The organism is Pseudomonas sp. 3-2 (assembly GCF_019710535.1).
Taxonomy (GTDB): domain Bacteria; phylum Pseudomonadota; class Gammaproteobacteria; order Pseudomonadales; family Pseudomonadaceae; genus Aquipseudomonas; species Aquipseudomonas pharyngis.
Map to the genome: position 1 here is coordinate 2,388,480 of NZ_CP081200.1, position 17,698 is coordinate 2,406,177.

A 17,698-nucleotide genomic window follows, 5' to 3' on the forward strand; every position below is an offset into this window, starting at 1 on the left:
CAGATCTCCAGCCATCAACGTGACGCGAAGGACGTGACGGCAGTTCAGCATTTCTGGTGGTAGCTTTAGGAGCTTTGCGAGCAGCGCAGCAATACCAATCCTAAAGTCGGCTAGTGGGAACAATGGCAGACGGATTTGAGGCATTGGCCGCTGGGATGACGGATCCGTCCTGGGGCGTGACAGGGAAAATGGCATTGATCTGACCTGTGCCGGAAGACGCAAAATAAGGGGTCAGAACCTCAACATTTCCGTCGTACTTAGACCAACCCAAAGCGCCCAAGAGCATTGCGGTGTCATGCATGAAACCCTCGCCGTGGCCCTTCGCTGCATATTCAGGAAGCATGCTGCAGAATTCTTCCCATTCAGCGTTTTGCCACATCTCGACGATCCGCTCGTCAAGGTTCTCCAAGAAAGGGCTCCAGATTTTGTTGGCAAACTCCGGCGCCTGGCCATTTTGAGCAAATCGATGAGAAAGCGACCCGCTCGCGAAAAACGCTACGGTGCCATCGTAGTGATCCTCGACTGCCTTGCGCATTGCCCAACCCAGACGTGCGCTGTCGTTCAGGTAATGGGAGGTGCAAAGCGATGATACTGATATCACTTTGAAATGCTTGTCCTGGTTCATGTAGCGCATAGGCACCAAGGTACCGTATTCAGGCCCCAGGCTGGTCGAATCATGGGCCATGGTTTCGACACCGTAGCGATTGCCCGCCTCAGCCAGGATGCGTCCCAGGTCTGGGTTGCCGGGGAACTCGTACTCCATGTTGCTGATGAAGTGTGGGAGCTCGTTGCTGGTGTACACCCCTTTGAAGTTAGGCGCACAGTTGATGTGGTAGTTGGCATTGACCAGCCAGTGGGTATCGAACACCACGATGGTGTCCACACCCAACTCGCGGCAGCGTCTGCTGATTTCGATGTGGCCATCAATTGCTGCCTGTCGATAGCCATGATTAAGGCCCGGTAGCTCAGATAGATACATCGAAGGAACGTGAGTGATTTTTGCTGCCAGAGCGAGTTTGCCCATGACTGTTCTCCTGACGAGGGCGCGCTGCCCTTAGTTCTTGTGATATGTCTGCACGCAGGCGGAAGCGGTGACTCGTACCGGCTTTAAAGCCTGGCCGAGTCACTCATGCGAACAGAGCGTCACACGCCCCAGCGCGGAATGTGGTGGCTGCCCATGGAGATGCAAACGTTCTTGATTTCCGCGAAGACTTCAAAGCTGTATTGGCCGCCTTCGCGACCGGTGCCCGAGCCCTTCACTCCACCGAACGGCTGGCGCAAGTCACGCACGTTCTGGCTGTTGATGAAAACCATGCCAGCCTCGATTCCACGGGCCAGGCGGTGAGCCTTGCCAATGTCTTGTGTCCAGATATAGGAGGCCAGGCCGTACTCAGTATCGTTGGCCAACTGCAGTGCTTCGGCCTCGTCCTTAAACGGAATCAAGCACGCCACCGGGCCAAAGATTTCTTCCTGAGCAATACGCATCTTGTTGTTCACGTCAGCGAATACAGTCGGCTGGATGAACTGACCACGCGCCAGGTGCGCTGGCAGGTTGGCTGGGCGCTCCAGGCCGCCAGCAACCAGGCTGGCTCCTTCTTCGATACCGATTTTGATGTAGCCGGTGACCTTGTCGTAGTGGGCCTGGGTGATCATCGAGCCAACTTGGGTCTTCGGATCCTGTGGGTCACCGACGATCAGGCGCTTGGCGCGTGCCGCGAATTCAGCGACGAACTGCGGGTAAACGCTTTTCTGAATAAAAATCCGGCTGCCGGCAGTGCAACGTTCGCCGTTCAACGAGAAGATGGTGAACAGGGCAGCGTCCAGCGCGCGCTCAAGGTCGGCATCTTCAAAAATCACTACTGGTGACTTGCCACCCAGTTCCATCGAGTATTTTTTCAAGCCTGCGGTTTGCATGATTTTCTTGCCAGTAGCGGTGCCACCGGTGAAGGAAATCGCCCGCACGTCGGGGTGGCGAACCAGAGCGTCACCGGCGGTGGCACCGTAGCCCTGGATCACGTTGAGCACGCCATTGGGGATACCGGCTTCGACCGCGAGGCGGCCCAGCTCATTGGCGGTCAGCGGCGACAGCTCAGACATCTTCAGCACGGCAGTGTTGCCCAGTGCCAGGCATGGTGCGGTTTTCCAGGTAGCGGTCATGAACGGCACGTTCCACGGCGACACCAGCCCGCACACGCCGACCGGCTGGTACAAGGTGTAGTTGAGCATCTGGTCGTCGACCGGGTACGTGTGGCCGTCCATGCGGGTGCAGACTTCGGCGAAGAAGTCGAAGTTGTGCGAAGCACGCGGGATCAGCACGTTCTTGGTCTGGTGAATCGGCAGGCCCGTGTCCAGAGTCTCCAGCTCGGCCAGATGTGGAACGTTTTGCTCAATCAACTCGCCAAGTTTGCGCATCAGTCGTGCGCGCTCTTTGGCTGGCGTATTGGCCCATTTAGGAAAGGCTTCCTTGGCCGCCGCCACCGCTTGTGCGACTTCTTCGGCACCGCCACTGGCCACTTCACCAATCGCTTCGCCGGTGGCCGGATTGTAGTTGGTGAAGGTGTCTTTGCTTTCGACCTCACGGCCATTAATCCAATGTTTGATCATCTTACTCAAGCCTCTTTACGTGCGGAGAAAAAATCCACTTCGCTGACAATTCGATTGACTAGACGACCAACGCCTTCGACTTCCACGATCACTTCATCGCCCGGAACTACGTCTGCAAGGCCTTCCGGCGTACCGGTGGCGATCATGTCGCCGGGCTGCAGGGTCATGAAACTGGACAGGTATTCGATCAGGTAAGGGATGTCGAAGATCATGTCCTTGGTGCTCCCTTCCTGCTTGAGCTCTCCGTTGATCCAGGTGCGCAAGGTGAGGTCGGTTACGTCTGGTACATCGGCGACGTCGACGATCCATGGGCCAACGGGCGTTGTGGCATCACGGTTCTTCACCCGCAGATTGGGGCGGTAGTAATTTTCCAGGTAGTCGCGGATGGCGTAGTCGTTACAAACGGTGTAACCGGCCAGGTAGTCCATCGCGTCTTCACGCTTGACGTTACGCGCCGGCCTACCGATCACAGCCACCAACTCGCACTCGTAGTGCATGTAGGCGACGCCATCTGGGCGCCAGGTGACCTGATTGTGTCCGGTGTAAGTGCCGGGTGATTTGATGAAAGCCAGCGGCTCAGTCGGCGGCGCGAAGGCAAGCTCTTTGGCATGGTCGGCGTAGTTCAGGCCAAGGGCGAACATGTTGCCGTTGGCAGGAGGAAGCCATTCAACTTGGTCTTCAGCGATGAGGCGTCCATCAGCCAAGCGCAGGGCGTTATGCGCTTCGACGATGGCGGCAAACTCTTGGCCTTCGAAACGGATGCGGGCACGTTTCATCAGCGACTCTCCTGCTCGGCGGTGATATGGTTGGTCAGGCGGCCAAGGCCTGTTATCTCGACATCGACCCTGTCACCAGGCTGAACATCGACTCGGCCTTCAGGTGTACCGGTGATCAATACATCACCTGCTTCCAGCGTCATAAATTCGCTAAGCTCTGCGATCAGTCGCGCCACGCTTCGTACTTGGTTGGCAGTGTTGTTCTCCTGCACCAACTCACCATTGATTAACAGCTTCAGGGTTAGCGCTTGTGGGTTCGGTACGCTACTGGCAGGAATCAAGGACGGGCCGATGGCACAAAATCCATCTCGACACTTCGCCTTCACGGCTGGTCGGTAGTAGCTGTCCTCGGGCAGGCTGAATTCATTGATGATGGTGTAGCCGGCAACATGAGATAGGGCATCGCTTTCGCTCACCCTGCTTGCACGCTGGCCGATAATCACGCCCAGCGCAGGCCCAGGCTGCAACCGCTCGCCGTCGGGACGAGTGACGACGCCCTCGTGTGTATTGCGGGTGTTCGGTGTTTTGATAAATAGAACCGGTTTCACCGGGGGCTTTTGATAAGGAGGTGCATTAAACTCGGACAGGCGCTGCTCAAGCAGACCTTGGTAGTTTAGAGCGATACCGAAAAGCGTTCCATTCGCCGTGTCGTGCAAGCTTCGGGACATCAATAGTCTCCTCAGTGGCTTGGCCGGGGCAGGCCAGTATTTATTGGCTTTTTTACTATCTGAGCCAGATAAGCCCGAAATCAGCTGGTCGAGGCAGACTCCGAACTCCTTGGGTTCTTGATACTCAAAAATCTAGGTGGCTAGTTACGTGAGTGTTCCGTAGGAAACTTGCGCCTTTAATAACGAATCATCACCGACTTCAACTCGGTGAAGTCCTCAATGAAGGCCCCACCAAATTCGCGCCCCATACCCGATGACTTCACACCGCCAAATGGAACTGCGGGATCAAGCAGGGTGTGCATGTTTACCCACAAAGTGCCTACCTGAATCTCGGGGATCATCCGCAAGGCCTTGGCCAAATCGTTCGTCCACAGGCTCGCGCTGAGTCCATATGGACTGTCATTCATCAACGAGACCAACTCATCTTCGTCGTCGTAAGGTAGGAAGGTCGCGACTGGGCCAAATGTCTCTTCGGTCATGAGCGTGTCTGACGCGCTGTTGGCAAGAATCACTGTGGGCTCAACGTAGCAACCAGGTCGATCAATCACATTGCCGCCATAAACAATGGTGTTGTTCTGGGCTCGGGATTGAGCGAAATAGTGCGCGAGTTTTTGCTGATGCTGAGCGTTGGTAACTGGCCCAAACTCACTAGTGTCGTCGAGAGGCGAGCCAATTTTCAGTGTCTTCAGTCGAGTAACTAACTGATCGAGTAAAGGATCAATTTGAGAGCGGTGTACATAGAAGCGTTCAGCTGCTGCACAGATCTGACCGGAGTGCAGGAAGCCTGCCTCAATAATTCCGGAGACCGCCTTTTCTAGCGATACGTCAGGAAGAAAGCCTGCAGCGTTCTTGCCGCCGAGCTCCAAAGTCGCACGAGTCAATTTCGCCTGCATAGCTGAGGCGCCAACAGCAATGCCAGTAGGAACTGATCCGGTGAAAGAGACTTTGTTCGTCCCCGGATGATCGATCAGTGCTTTACCAACTGATCCGTCACCGCAGACAACGTTTAGGACTCCCGGAGGAAGGCCAGCATCCATTGCGAGTTCGGCGATACGCAGGATCGTCAGGGGAGTGAATTCGCTTGGCTTGATGATGACGCTGCAGCCGGTTACCAGCGCCGATGCCACTTTCCAAATGGCGATCATGGTCGAGAAGTTCCAGGGCACTATGCCCACAACCACACCAACTGGTTCCCGTAGCGTGAAGGCCGTGTAGCGTTCACCGTTGAACGACGGAATTGATGGGGTGATTGTCTCCCCTGTGATCTTGGTGGCCCAACCGGCGTAGTAACGCAGGAAATTTGCCGCTTGGCCCACTTCGAAGGCGCGAGAAATGTTAATCAATTTTCCGGATTGCAGCGTTTCAAGCTGTGCCAGCTCCTCGCCATGGGCCTCCAAAAGATCAGCGAGATTGAATAACACTGCACTGCGCTGTGCGGGAGTGACCAAACCCCAAGACTTAAAACCTTGGCGAGAAGACTCCACTACTGCGTCAACCTCAGCGCCGCTTGCTTGGCCTACATGAGCAATTGTCTGCCCGTCAGCAGGGTTTACGACAGGCAGTAATTTTCCGCCCTTGGCTGATACGCTGCAACCGTGCAAAAACATCCCATGTGGTTGGCGTAGGAATGCTTGAACGCTCGGGAGCAGGGATACATAAGCCATAACAGTAACCTCGGAAAGCAGGGAGTGCTTGAGGCTACCTGTCAGCAAAGGCAGAAGATTGTCGATTCATGCCAGGTAATATTTGATTCTCCATGCCATCGTCCCTGAACCCCATAGCAATGCTTGGACAATCACTTGCTATTGATAAGACAAATGCTATCCAGCGCGGCGTAGAAGTTCGCAGAGTAACTAAGCTCTCATATGTCGGATTTGTCCTGAACGGACTGTGTTCAAACAATGAGTCCACATGCAACAGGTGGCGTGAGCATGGGGAAGTGCCCGATAGGTTCCAAATGTCGAATGTCCACTATGGCTGTCTGCTGAACAGGCCGCAATCGACCCATCCTGGGACTATCCGCCTGCGAAGTCTGAACGATTCAGACATTGGATTATGAAGTGGTGGAGGAGGCATCAGTGAGGTTTACCTGCTTGGTAGAAGGTCACTGATTTTAAGGCCTCAATTCATCTTGCTGTGATCAATAAGCGCTCGAGCCACGGTCTCGACCGTGAGAGTCAGGGGCACCTTGTCACCTTCCTTTACCCTGGCTTACCAAGTCGATCGGCATAACGTGGTAGCTGTGCGAATTTGCGCCTTAATCACAAAGCCTGCTTTTGTCGAAATCTGCCTGTTAGGTGGACAGATAGCGCCAACGACTGTGAACATCAACACCTCCAGTGGGCCCCGGCGGCCGTAACGGCACCACCGCCAACGCAGTGTGCTCGGTGACGGACTTACCACCCAGCCTACCAGGGACTTATTGGGTTACGTTTGTGGAATAGGAGAGTATTGCGAAGCGCGAGCAGGGCGATAGTCCAATGCGCTCCCCCGCACGCACCATCAACTGGAACGTGCGGGGGCGCAATGATGAGAGACCGAGCCATCGTTTTTCGTCGGGTCAACTCCTGAAAAACGTGACGCTTCTAGCCATCGATAAGCTACTTCGCTGTAATCACCGAAAGCTTGGTGATTCCAGCTCGTTCAATAGACGCCATGGCCCGAGCCACCTCACCGTAATTCACCCCGTTGTCCGCCTGCAATTGCACTCGAACATTGGCATCTTTTATCTTGGCAGCCTTGAGGTTGGTTTCCAGCAAATCAGGCTGGATTTCATCCTTGTTGATGTACAGTTTTCCCTTGTCATCGATGCTCACCACCAGCGGATCTTTCTGCTCCACGGTTGCGACCGATTCGGTTTTAGGCAGGTTGATCGGAATCGCGTTGGTCAGCAGCGGTGCGGTGACGATGAACACCACCAGCAGCACCAACATCACGTCCACCAACGGCGTGACGTTGATCTCGCTAAGTACTTCATCGCTGTCTTGTGTAGAAAAGGCCATTTCAGGAGGCCTCCTTGACTTTCTGCCCGGCGACGGTGGCCCCGGATTTTCCTGATACCGGATGCAACTGCACGCGGAACGCGTGTTTCTGAGCCAAGCTGTAGAAGTCATGGGCGAAGTCGTCGAGGTCGGCGGCAGTCAGTTTCAGGCGACGTAGGAAGTAGTTGTAGACCAGCACAGCGGGCACCGCGACGGCAATGCCGACGCCTGTGGCGACGAGTGCGGCGCCGATTGGCCCGGCCACGGTTTCCAGGCTCGCCGAGCCCGCAGCACTGATCCCTTTCAATGCCGACATGATGCCCCAGACCGTGCCGAACAAGCCGATGAAGGGCGAGGTGCTGCCGATGCTGGCGAGGATCGCCAACCCGGTTTCCAGCGAACGACGCTCACGCACGATCTGCTGGCGCAGGGCACGCTCGAGACGGTCCTGATGATTGATCGACTGGCTGAGGTCGGTCGCATGGCTGTCACCGACCTGAATCGCCGCATACCCGGCCAGTGCCACACTGGCCGCTGCTCCCGGCAGAGTGTTGGCAGATTCGGCAGCCGATTCAAGGCTGGAGGCGGCCCAGAATTGCTTGTGGAATTTGCGGTCCTGCGCCTTGAGCCGGACGAATTGCAGGCCTTTGAGCAAGGCCAGGCCCCAGGTCGCAACGGAGAAGAGGATCAATAGCCAGATGACGGCGTGTTCGATGGATTCGAAGGGAGATGCGAGTAGGGTCATGGTCTGCGTTCTCTATGTAAATGCTGAGTGGCGGTGCTCCTTTTGTGGGGTGGCCCGCTGTTGCCAGGGTGTTGGGGTCCTAATTGCTACTTGATCTTGAAGTCGATGGGCACGCTGACCCAACCGTCCTGGGCGACATCGCCTTGTTTGGCCGGGACGAAACTCCAGCGCTTTACTGCTGCCAGTGCCGCTTCATCGAGTTGATCGCGGCCGCTGCTTTTCTGGATCTGGATTTCACCGGGTTTGCCGCTGGCCAGCACATGCACCCGCAACAACACCGTGCCTTGCCAGCCTCGACGCATCGCCACTGACGGGTATTCCGGCGCCGGGTTGTGCAGGTAACCAGCGTTGGCCGACGCCGGCGTGATTGGTTGCGGAGCAGGCGGGGCAGCAAGGGCAGGCGCCGCGACCGGTTGTGGCGGCGCGGGTGGAGCAGGCTGCTGCGCCACGGGTTTGGCAACCGGTTTAGGCGCAGGCTTGGGCTTGGGGATCGGCTTGGGCGGTGGAGGTTTTACCGCCAACTCGTCCTCCACCGGCGGTGGTGGCTCGACCACTGGAATCGGCTCGGGTGGCGGTTGCACCACTGGCGGCGCCGGCTGCGAGAACTCGATGGTCATCGGCGGAATCTCCGGTGGCACCACCGGCAATTGCGGTGTCGGTGTCTGGTTGACCCAGACAATCACCGCGCCATGCAATACGAGCGCGAACACCCCCAGCAACACCACCTCGCGACGGCTCAACACACGCATGGGCGTGCTGTGCAGACGCGACAGCGCCAAGGGTTCGCGAAAGACCCGGCCAAGGTTGAGCAGTTCACCGGGCCCGGGGCTCTGGAATACCTGCGGTAAAACTGCAGGGCTCTGGACATTGCCCATTTATTTACTCCTGTGAATCTTCAGTTTTTTTCACGCTTCGACGGATCGCTTCGATGCTCAATGCCCCACCAATTCTTCTAGCAGTTGTTCCTTGTAGCCTTGCAGTACCGGTGAAGCCCGATCCCGAGCATGGGGCAGGTTGACTTTGATTTCGTGCTTGATCCGTCCCGGGTGGGCGTCCATGACGATCACCCGGTCACCCAGGTACAGCGCTTCTTCGATGTCGTGAGTGACCATGATCACCGTGCAACGTTGCTGCACCCAGATGCGCTGCAATTCATGTTGCAGGCGTACTCGGGTCAGCGCGTCGAGGGCACCCAGGGGTTCATCGAGCAACAACACCTTCGGCTTGTTGATCAGTGCCCGGGCGATGGCTGCCCGTTGCGCCATGCCGCCGGACAACTGATGCGGGTAGGCGTTTTCAAAGCCTTCAAGGTTGACCAGGGCAATGTGTTCGGCCACCAGCCGGTCTTTTTCCGCCTGGGACAGCGGGTGGTTCTTCAATGCCAGCGCAATGTTCTGGCTCAACGTCATCCAGGGAAACAAGCGGTGGTCCTGGAATACGATCCCGCGTTCCAGGCTGGTGCCGACGATCTGTTTGCCGTCCAGCGAAATGTCACCTTCGTAGTCGGCCTCGAGCCCGACAATCAAGCGCAGCAGGGTGGATTTTCCGCAGCCACTGGCTCCGACAATGCTGACAAACTCGCCCGGACGGACATCGAGGTGAATGTTCTGCAAGACCGGCAAGGGCTGGCCTTCGATCCGATAGGCTTTACTCAGGCCGCGAATGTGCAGCGCACCGGGTTGCAATGGGGTGCTGTAGGGCAGGGCATGTTGGGCAATTGCGTTCATGGAGGGGCCTTTCAACGAATGTTGCGCCAGCGCAGCAAATGGCGGCTAAGAAGGGTGAAAATCAGGGTCATCAGGTAGCCGCAGAGGCCGATGCACAACACGCTGAGGACAATGACCTCCATGCGTGAGCCAGCTTCGGCGTTCATCATCAGGTTGCCCAGGCCGGCACCGGAAGACAGAAACAACTCGCTGCCCACGGCGGTCACCCAGGCAAACGCGAGTGCGTGCAACACACCGGTGGCAATGCTCGGTAGCGCCGCCGGCAGCAGCACGTGGCGGAACCGCTGCCAGCGGCTCAGCACCAGCACCTGGCCGACTTCACGGTAGCGCTGCTCGACATGGCTGAAGCCCTGATAGGTGTTGAGCACCATCGGATAAAACGCCGCGAGACAGACGATCAACACCTTGGAAAACTCACCGTTGCCGAACCACATGGCGATCAGCGGAATCCAGCCGAGCATCGGCACCTGGCGAATCGAATGAAACAATGGCCCGATCAACCGATTGGCCAATGCTGACAGCGCCATCAGCACTCCCAGCAGCACGCCAAAGAAGATGCCCAGGCTCAGGCCGGTGCTGGTGCGAGCCAGGCTGGCGAGCAGATTCACCAGCAGTTCGCCATTGGCCAGCAATTCGAGCAACGCCGAACCGATCGCTGACAACGGCACAAAGGCATAGGCCCCGGCGGCGCCCTGGCGTGACAGGTATTCCCAGCCACCGATCAACAACAGTGGCAGCAGCAAGCCGCGGGATTTGGCAATGAGTCCAGACATCAACGGCTCCTAGCGGGTCTGCCAGCGGAACACCCGCTGTTCGAGTTGGCGAAAGCTGAAGTCGAGTACAAAGCCAATCACACCGGTGACAACCACCCCGACCATCACCACATCAATGCGCAACATCTGCCGGCTCATCTCGATCATCTGACCAAGGCCACTGTCGGCAGCGAGCAACTCGGTGGCCACCAGTACCACCCAGGCGCGGGTCAGGCTGATACGAAACCCGGTGATGATCGGTGGCGCAGCGGCGGGCAGGGCGATCTCGCGGACGAATATCGGCCAGCGCAGCCGATAAACTGCAGCCACCTCGAAATAGCTGCGCGGGATGGCTTTGACGCCTTCGCTGGCGGCCAGTGCCACCGGGAAGAAAGCGGTTTTGGCGACGATGATGATCTTGAAGGTTTCATCGATACCGAACAGCAGCACGAACATCGGAATCAACGCGATGCTGGGGATCTGGCGCAGGGTGTGGAACAGCGGCGAGCAGTAGATTTCGACATTTTTCGACAGGGCCATGAGCACACCGAACGCCAGGCCGGACAACGATCCGATAGCGAATCCCAGCCCCAGACGCGACAGACTGTTGAGCAGATGTTCGAGGAGTTCACCGCTGGCGGACAGCTCTTCGAAGGTCTGCCACACCTGTGCCGGAGGCACCAGCAGGTTGCGCGGGAAAATCCCGGCCTCAGCCACCGCCGCCCACAGCAATAGTAGAGCCAGAGGGGAGATGAGCCAGGTCAGCGAGGACAAAAGACGTTGGGTACGCATGGCGGGTCTTAATTCGGTGGAATACCGAAGGGGTATCGCAAGAGATGTGCCAGCGCCGCAAGTTTATGGTTGATCGTGAATACGCCATCGCTGGCAAGCCAGCTCCTACAGAGCAGCGCATGACCTGTAGGAGCTGGCTTGCCAGCGATGGCGTCGGAATGCACAGCATAGATTGGTGCCTCATCAGCACCCACTGCTGCCAGAGCAACACCCAGGCAGCAGGCCGGTCAGAAGTCGTAACTGACGCTGGTGTAGTAGAACGCGCCCTGGGCGCCTTCGGGGCTGGTGATCGAGTACTTCGGTACGCCATACAGCTGCGCGCCGTCAGCCTTGTCCGGATGGGTATCGAACAGGTTGATCGCACCCAGCGAAACCTTCAGGGATTTGTTGAAGGTGTAGGACACGTCCAGGTCGGTCACCCATTGCGGGCTATAGGTCTGGTCCAGGTTCGGGTTGGTCGCGTTGAGGCTTTTCCATTCGCCATATCGACGCTGAGCCACGGTGACGCCCCAACCTTCGTACAGCCAGTTGGCACTCAGGACCATCTTGGTTTCGGGGGTGCCATCTTCGATCAGGCCTTGGGTGGTGCGCCCGACAATCTGCGAGCCCTTGATGTTGCCGACATCGCGCAGGCCGGTGATTTTGGTGTTGTTCTGGCTCACGCCGGCATTGAGGTTCAGTTGCCCCCATTGCTGCAGGTCCAACTGATAGTTGCTGGCCAGTTCGATGCCGTCGGTGCGGGTGTCGGCAACGTTGGTGTAGAACGCCGCGCTCTGGATGTTCGCGTAGGGCGTACCGGCGAAAATTGGCGAGACCACCGAGGCGGGTAACTGGTCGGAGAGGGTGATGCGGTTATCGATATCGATGCGATAGGCGTCCAGGGTCACCGACGCATTGGCTAGCGGGCGCCATACCAGGCCCAGGGAATAGCTGGTGGACTCTTCCGGTTTCAGCGATTTGCCGCCCAGCAGTGTCGCTTCCGGGCTCTCGGCGCGTAGCGTTCGTTGCTGCACTTCGACAAAGTTGCCACTGCCTGGCGGTTGCTCCACCACCTGCACGCTGAATGAGGACAAGCCACTCTGGACCAGGGACGGCGCGCGATAACCGGTGCTGGCGGTGGCTCGGGCGGCGATCTGCGGGGTGAAGTCATAGCGCAGGGACAGTTTGCCGTTGGTGGTGTCACCGAAGTCCGAATAGTGCTCGGTGCGCACCGCGACGCCGGCCTGGAACTTTTCGGTGATCTGGCCTTCGACGTCGATATAGGCGCCCAGTACGTTGCGGTCAAGGGACGCCGCGTCGACCTGGGTGATGCCTGAGTAGTAGCCCGGGATGCGCCGGCGAGTCACCGGATCGACTGTATTGAAGAGCGGGCCGTTCTGCCATCCTGCTGCTTCGCCTGCGCTCAGTTCGTAGTTCTCCTCGCGCCAGGCAAGTCCGGCGGAAAGCGTCAGCGGCTTGAACAACAGATCGGTCGGGAAGTCCCGTACCCAATCCAGGGTCACGTTGGTTTGGTCAGCCTCACGTTTGCCGGTGAAGATTTTTTCCGGACTGGTGGCGCCCCAGCTGGGGTTGATTGCATTTCGGTCCGTGGACTCAAGGGTGTTGTCGCCATGGTTGACGGCGAAGTCGAATTTGCCCAGTTGCTCGTTTTCGTAACGCAGTCCGCCGGTCAACGCATAGTCTTCCAGCGAGTAGCGGGTTATCGGCAGGCGTCCGTCCGGGAAGCGCTGCAACGCGGTGCTGCTGTAGTTGTTGCGCAAGGTCGTGGGCGGATCGAAGAAGCCTTCGGCGTCGATGTTCTTGTGGGAGTAGGTGGCAAAACCGTAAGCCGTCAGACCTTCGCCAATGCCGACTTCACTGTTCAGGGCGAAGTTGTATTGGTCCGACACATTGCCCGAGCCCCAGCGCCAGGTGCGGTAGCGGTTGTTCTGTTCGCGAGGCGTATTGATGCTGGTGGAACCAGGGTAAAAGATCCGGTTATCCGGGTTGGTGTCGCTGGCCGGGTCCTGACTGCCGGCGTCTAAGCTCAGGGTCAGGAAGCCGTCGTTGGGCAGGGCGAAGCCTTTCCAACCGCTGAGTTTGCGCTGGATGCCATCGCCTTTGTCATAGCCACCGAAGCGGTATCCGAGGTTGCCGCCGTCATCCTTTTCCTTGAGCACTATATTGATCACGCCAGCGATGGCGTCCGAGCCGTATTGCGCCGCCGCGCCATCGCGCAGGATTTCCACGCGCTGGATCGAGCTCAGTGGAATCAGGCTTAAATCGACCGCCGCTGCACCGCGTCCGTTGACCAGGCTCTGGCGGGTAACGTTGGCGCTGGTGTGGCGGCGCTTGCCGTTGACCAGCACCAACACCTGATCAGACGCCAGACCGCGCAACGATGCGCCTTGGGCGATGGAGCCGGCAAAGGCTCCCTGGGGCGATTGCGGGTAGGTGAAAGACGGCGACAGCGCGGTGAGCGCGCCGGACAAGTCGCTGGCGCCAGTTTGCTCCAGCTGTTCGCCAGACAGCACGTCAATGGGCGCGGCGCTTTCCAGCGCCGTGAGGTCGCTGCGACGGGTGCCGAGTACGACCACGGTGTCCAGGTGATCGCCGTTAGCGCCGGGTTGGGTTTCGGCAGCCACGACAGGTACGGCAAAGCTGCCAATGACCAGCGCGATAGCGCCGGCCAACGGGGTGTGATGGAACATGGATGAATTCCTTCCAGACGTATGAAGACCCCTTGCAGGAGCTGGCAAGCCAGCTCCTGCAGGGAATATGTGGATACCGGGGGACCGGAAATCGATGGGTTTTGCGTGGATACCGGGGGACCAGAAATCGACTATTTTTCTGTAGGAGCTGGCTTGCCAGCGATGGCGGCCGTCAGGGCGATGCAAGGCTCAGGGGCCCCATCGCCAGCAAGCCGGCTCCTACAGGTCTGTGCGAGTCCGGGGCGTCAGAAGCGGCTGGTCACGCTCAGGCCAACGGTGCGTGGGTCGCCGTAGGTGATGACGTACTGACCCAGTGTGCCGTTCGGACGGCCATGCACCTGGTAACGGCGGTCGGTGACGTTGTTGACGAATCCGGTAACGCTGAGCTTTTCATCTGGGCTGAACCAGGTCAGGCGGGTGTTGGCCAGGGTGTAGTGCGGCTGACTGAGGGTCTTGTCGGCACTGCTCTGGCGATCGGCGAGGAAGTATTCCTTGTCGCGGAAACTCACATCGCCACCGGCTACCAACTTGCCACCGATTTCCAGTGGGAAAGTGTAATCGGCACCGAGCGCCACCACGTTGCGCGGGGAGCGCACGAAGCTGTTGCCGCTGTAATCACCGGTGACGACACCTGTGTTGGGGTTGGTGTTCTTGAAGTCGGTGTATTCGGTGTCGAGGAACGATACCGCAGCACGCAGGTGCAGGTAGTCAGTCGGCTGCGCTTCGAGTTCCAGCTCGGCGCCCTTGACCGTACCCTTGGCGCCGTTGGTCAGCGCCGTGGTCAGCACGCCGTTGTTGACCGTCAGCAAGTTCACCTGAATGTCCGAGTAGTCGTAATAGAAGATGTTAGCGTTGGCCGTCAGGCGATGATCGAACCACTCGGATTTGAGGCCGAGTTCGTAGGCGTCGAGTTGTTCCGGGTCCACCGTGGTCAGCTGTGAAAGGCTGGTGGACAGGCCGGTGTTGAAACCGCCGGAACGGAAGCCATGGGCGTAACGGAAGAACACCCGCATGTTGTCATTGATCCGGTATTCCGGCGTCAGGTCATAGGTCCAGGCTTCCCAGGTCTTGTCTTCCTGCCGATTGCCATTGGTGCCGGCGCCCGCCAGCGGCACCAGTGGGCCGTTGGCGGTGATACGGGTCAGTTGGGTCAGGTCAAGGTCGATGTCTTTCTTTTCCTGGGTCCAGCGCAGGCCGCCGGTGACAGAGAAGTCATCGGTGAAGTCGTAGGTCAGGTTGCCGAACAGCGCGTAGCTGTCCGTGGTGTGGTCGTAGCTGAGGTTACGAAAATCGGTGACGCCGCCGGTCTGGTTCGAGCCGGTGCCGTTAGGCGTCGGGCCTGGCGTGATGATGCGCTGTGCGGAGCTGTCGAGGTCTTCGTGGAAGTAGTGTGCACCCACCAGCCAGCGTAGGGTTTCCTGCTGCGGCGAGGCCAGGCGCAACTCCTGGGAGTACTGCGCGTATTTGTTGTCGGAAATCGCCGCGCCGTTGACCTCAAAAGGCGTGTAGTCGGCATCGCTGGTGGACTGGCCGCGAATGTAGTCATAGGCACTGATGGAGGTCAGGGTGTAGTCGCCCAGATGCCAGTTCAGGGTCAGCGAAGTGCCATCGTGATTGAGCTTGGAGTCTTCATTGACATTGATGGCGATATCGCGCCCATTGGGCCGTTGATAGCCGACGTTGTAGTAACGCCCGACCGTCAGCGAACCGTTGCTGCCATCGCCTTTGTATTCGCGACTGTGGACCTTCAGCAGCGCCTCAAGATCATCATTCACTTGAGCAAGCAGTTGCAGACGTACGGCTTTCTTGTTGACGTCGCCGTAAGTGTTGTCGTCCACCAGGTTTTTCTGGAAACCGTCACGCTCTTCGGAATAAAGCGACACCCGTCCCGCGAGTTTGTCATCCACCAGCGTTCCGCCCAAGGCGCCGCTGACGATGCGTTCGTCCTTGGTACCAACGCCGATCGTGCCGAAGCCGTCGGTGTCGAAAGTCGGTTTTTTGGAGATGACGTTCACCGCGCCGGCGGTGGTGTTCTTGCCGTACAGCGTGCCTTGCGGGCCCCGCAGGATCTCGATGCGCTCTAGGTCGAACAACGGCCCGCCACCGGCGATTGGCGCGTTCAGGTACACATCATCGGCATAGATCCCTACTGGAAAGACGGTTGCTGCGCCGGTATCGCCGGTCCCCAGGCCGCGAATGTACCAACGCGGCCGACCATCGCCGTCCGGGTTTTTCGCTGACGTGTTGGGAACGAACGTGGTGATGTCGCCCATATTGCGCACGCCGTCTGCGACGAGCTGGCTGCCCTGTACCACCGACACCGCCACCGGAACCTCTTGCAGGGTTTCTTCCCGGTGTTGAGCGGTGACGGTCACGGTCTTGAGTGACGGTTCAGTGGTGGATTTACTGCTGTCGGCTTCAGTGGTGTCTGCTGCCAGCACCCCCTTGCTGACGCCTCCGGCAAGTAACAAGGCAAGCCAGATACTCTTGGTGATCGGATTAAGTTTATGCATTTAAGTCTCCCCCAATAAAGTTTCACTAATAGGGGTAGAGCAGAGATCGTGCCAAGAGATTTTTTTTGGGGCGTTAGTTTTATTAAATGGTTGTTTTTATATGGTTTTAATGTTGTGAACAGTTCGCCTTAATGAGGTTTTACAAGGGTTTTGTTAGTTGGATCCAGTCCGGACTAAAGAGCCTGCCAGACATTCAGCAGAAGTTGCTTGGAGAGTGTTGCTGGAGCAGCAGGAATAGGGCAGGAGGGTGTTGCCAGGCAAGCAGTGTGTTTGTCTTTCGGACGCTATCGCCAGCAAGCAGGCTCCTACGGGTCGTGCACAAACCTTGTAGGAGTCGGCTTGCTGGCGATGGCGGTATTGGTGGCGACGAAGAACTCAAACCGCCAGGCGAGAAGTGGAGCCGATGACGTTTTCCAGTACGCTGAAATCGATCCAGTCGCGCACATCGAATCGCCGCGGGATAAAGTCCCAGCGATGCAGAAAGTCGGTGAAATCCTGCAGCGCCTCGATGGAGCGGGTATCGAGGGTCGTGCGCAAACGCCGGTGAGCGTCTTCACCGTAGGCGGCAGCCACCCAGTACTCGCTGGTGTTCAATTCACGGGCCAGAAAACGCCGGGTTTCATCCGGATTGGCCCACGCCCATTGCTCGGTGCGCAGCACGGTATCGACGATTTTCACGCTGGCGTCGAAATGCTCATGTAACAGATGAGTATCAACGGTCAGCGTCCGTGGTGTGCCGTTGTTCGAGCGAATCAGCGGGTCGGGGTGCGAGCCGGTATCGATAACCACCTGCAAGCCGAATTCGTTGGCCAAGTGCACGGCGTGGGCGCCCTTGAGGAAAATCGCGTCGATGTCGCCGCGCAACAGGCCGATCAGTTCGTTATTGCGACGGCTGAAGCGCGTTACACCGAGGCTGACTTCCGAGCCGTAGACATGTTGTTTCTGATCATCGCTGTAGGTGCCGCCATAGGGGTAGTCCACCAGCTCAACGTCAGACACCTCCAGGCCTTCGAGCTTTAGAGCATTCTCTAGCCCGCGCAGGGCTTGGGCGCGGGTGAAGTCGATCTGCACGTTGGCCCATTTAGGCACGCCGAAGCGCCGGTTTTTCAGGTCACGAACACTCTTCACGCCGCTTTCTGCGGTGGTCAGGATCAACTGCACCTCGTCGCTCCAGGACAGCCCCAGCACCCGGGTCTGTACGCCGCTGGCGTAGGCCCAGATGGCCGGGATATTACCGCCGTGACGCACGGAGTTTTTCAGGTGATGGTCGTAGTGTGCTTCGCGAACTTCCCGCTCGCTGGACTCGCGCAGGGATTGAATGTTGGTGCCGAACGGCAGAAAGGCTTCCGCCAGTCGACCGGATTGCACAGCGATGCCCAACCCCGTGGGAACAGGGCTGTGGGTGTACCAAAGCGTATCGAGTGGTTTGCTCATAAAGGCCTTCAGTTCG

Annotated in this window: 14 protein-coding genes; all 14 read right to left on the minus strand. The window is 58.1% G+C overall.

Going from position 1 to position 17,698, the window contains the following annotated elements:
• Positions 1–100 precede the first annotated feature (100 nt).
• The 14 genes from hpaD to K3819_RS10965 all read right to left on the minus strand — a co-directional run bounded on the left by hpaD (position 101) and on the right by K3819_RS10965 (position 17,682).
• A complete protein-coding gene (hpaD, locus tag K3819_RS10900; protein WP_221399259.1) occupies positions 101–1,024 on the minus strand; it encodes a 3,4-dihydroxyphenylacetate 2,3-dioxygenase in 924 nt (307 codons plus the stop codon).
• Positions 1,025–1,143: 119 nt separating this feature from the next.
• Positions 1,144–2,604: a 5-carboxymethyl-2-hydroxymuconate semialdehyde dehydrogenase gene (gene hpaE / locus K3819_RS10905; RefSeq protein WP_221399260.1), complete on the minus strand. Its 1,461-nt coding sequence runs from the start codon at positions 2,602–2,604 to the stop codon at positions 1,144–1,146.
• Positions 2,605–2,609: 5 nt separating this feature from the next.
• Positions 2,610–3,380 (minus strand): fumarylacetoacetate hydrolase family protein, encoded by a 771-nt coding sequence (locus tag K3819_RS10910; RefSeq protein ID WP_221399261.1) that lies wholly within the window; start codon positions 3,378–3,380, stop codon positions 2,610–2,612.
• Positions 3,380–4,048 (minus strand): fumarylacetoacetate hydrolase family protein, encoded by a 669-nt coding sequence (locus tag K3819_RS10915; protein ID WP_221399262.1) that lies wholly within the window; start codon positions 4,046–4,048, stop codon positions 3,380–3,382. The genes K3819_RS10910 and K3819_RS10915 overlap by 1 nt, the downstream gene beginning before the upstream one ends.
• A gap of 176 nt (positions 4,049–4,224) precedes the next feature.
• Positions 4,225–5,712, minus strand: coding sequence for an aldehyde dehydrogenase family protein (locus tag K3819_RS10920; RefSeq protein ID WP_221399263.1), 1,488 nt, complete (start codon positions 5,710–5,712; stop codon positions 4,225–4,227).
• A gap of 936 nt (positions 5,713–6,648) precedes the next feature.
• Positions 6,649–7,050 carry a biopolymer transporter ExbD gene (locus K3819_RS10925; RefSeq protein WP_221399264.1) on the minus strand — a complete coding sequence of 134 codons (402 nt, stop codon included), beginning with the start codon at positions 7,048–7,050 and terminating at the stop codon, positions 6,649–6,651.
• Position 7,051: 1 nt separating this feature from the next.
• Complete coding sequence (locus K3819_RS10930; RefSeq protein WP_221399265.1) at positions 7,052–7,774, minus strand: MotA/TolQ/ExbB proton channel family protein; 723 nt, start codon at positions 7,772–7,774, stop codon at positions 7,052–7,054.
• 86 nt (positions 7,775–7,860) lie between these two features.
• Positions 7,861–8,649 carry an energy transducer TonB gene (locus K3819_RS10935; RefSeq protein ID WP_221399266.1) on the minus strand — a complete coding sequence of 263 codons (789 nt, stop codon included), beginning with the start codon at positions 8,647–8,649 and terminating at the stop codon, positions 7,861–7,863.
• A 57-nt stretch (positions 8,650–8,706) separates the two neighbouring features.
• On the minus strand, positions 8,707–9,501 hold the full coding sequence (locus K3819_RS10940) for an ABC transporter ATP-binding protein (RefSeq protein ID WP_221399267.1): 795 nt from the start codon (positions 9,499–9,501) through the stop codon (positions 8,707–8,709).
• An 11-nt stretch (positions 9,502–9,512) separates the two neighbouring features.
• A complete protein-coding gene (locus K3819_RS10945; protein ID WP_221399268.1) occupies positions 9,513–10,274 on the minus strand; it encodes an ABC transporter permease in 762 nt (253 codons plus the stop codon).
• Between the two features lie 9 nt (positions 10,275–10,283).
• Positions 10,284–11,045: an ABC transporter permease gene (locus K3819_RS10950; protein ID WP_221399269.1), complete on the minus strand. Its 762-nt coding sequence runs from the start codon at positions 11,043–11,045 to the stop codon at positions 10,284–10,286.
• A gap of 227 nt (positions 11,046–11,272) precedes the next feature.
• Positions 11,273–13,735 (minus strand): TonB-dependent siderophore receptor, encoded by a 2,463-nt coding sequence (locus K3819_RS10955; RefSeq protein ID WP_221399270.1) that lies wholly within the window; start codon positions 13,733–13,735, stop codon positions 11,273–11,275.
• A gap of 245 nt (positions 13,736–13,980) precedes the next feature.
• Entirely contained in the window at positions 13,981–16,248 is a 2,268-nt protein-coding gene (locus K3819_RS10960) for a TonB-dependent receptor (protein ID WP_221399271.1), read from the minus strand.
• Between the two features lie 375 nt (positions 16,249–16,623).
• Positions 16,624–17,682: an ABC transporter substrate-binding protein gene (locus K3819_RS10965; protein WP_150700409.1), complete on the minus strand. Its 1,059-nt coding sequence runs from the start codon at positions 17,680–17,682 to the stop codon at positions 16,624–16,626.
• Positions 17,683–17,698: the final 16 nt, after the last annotated feature.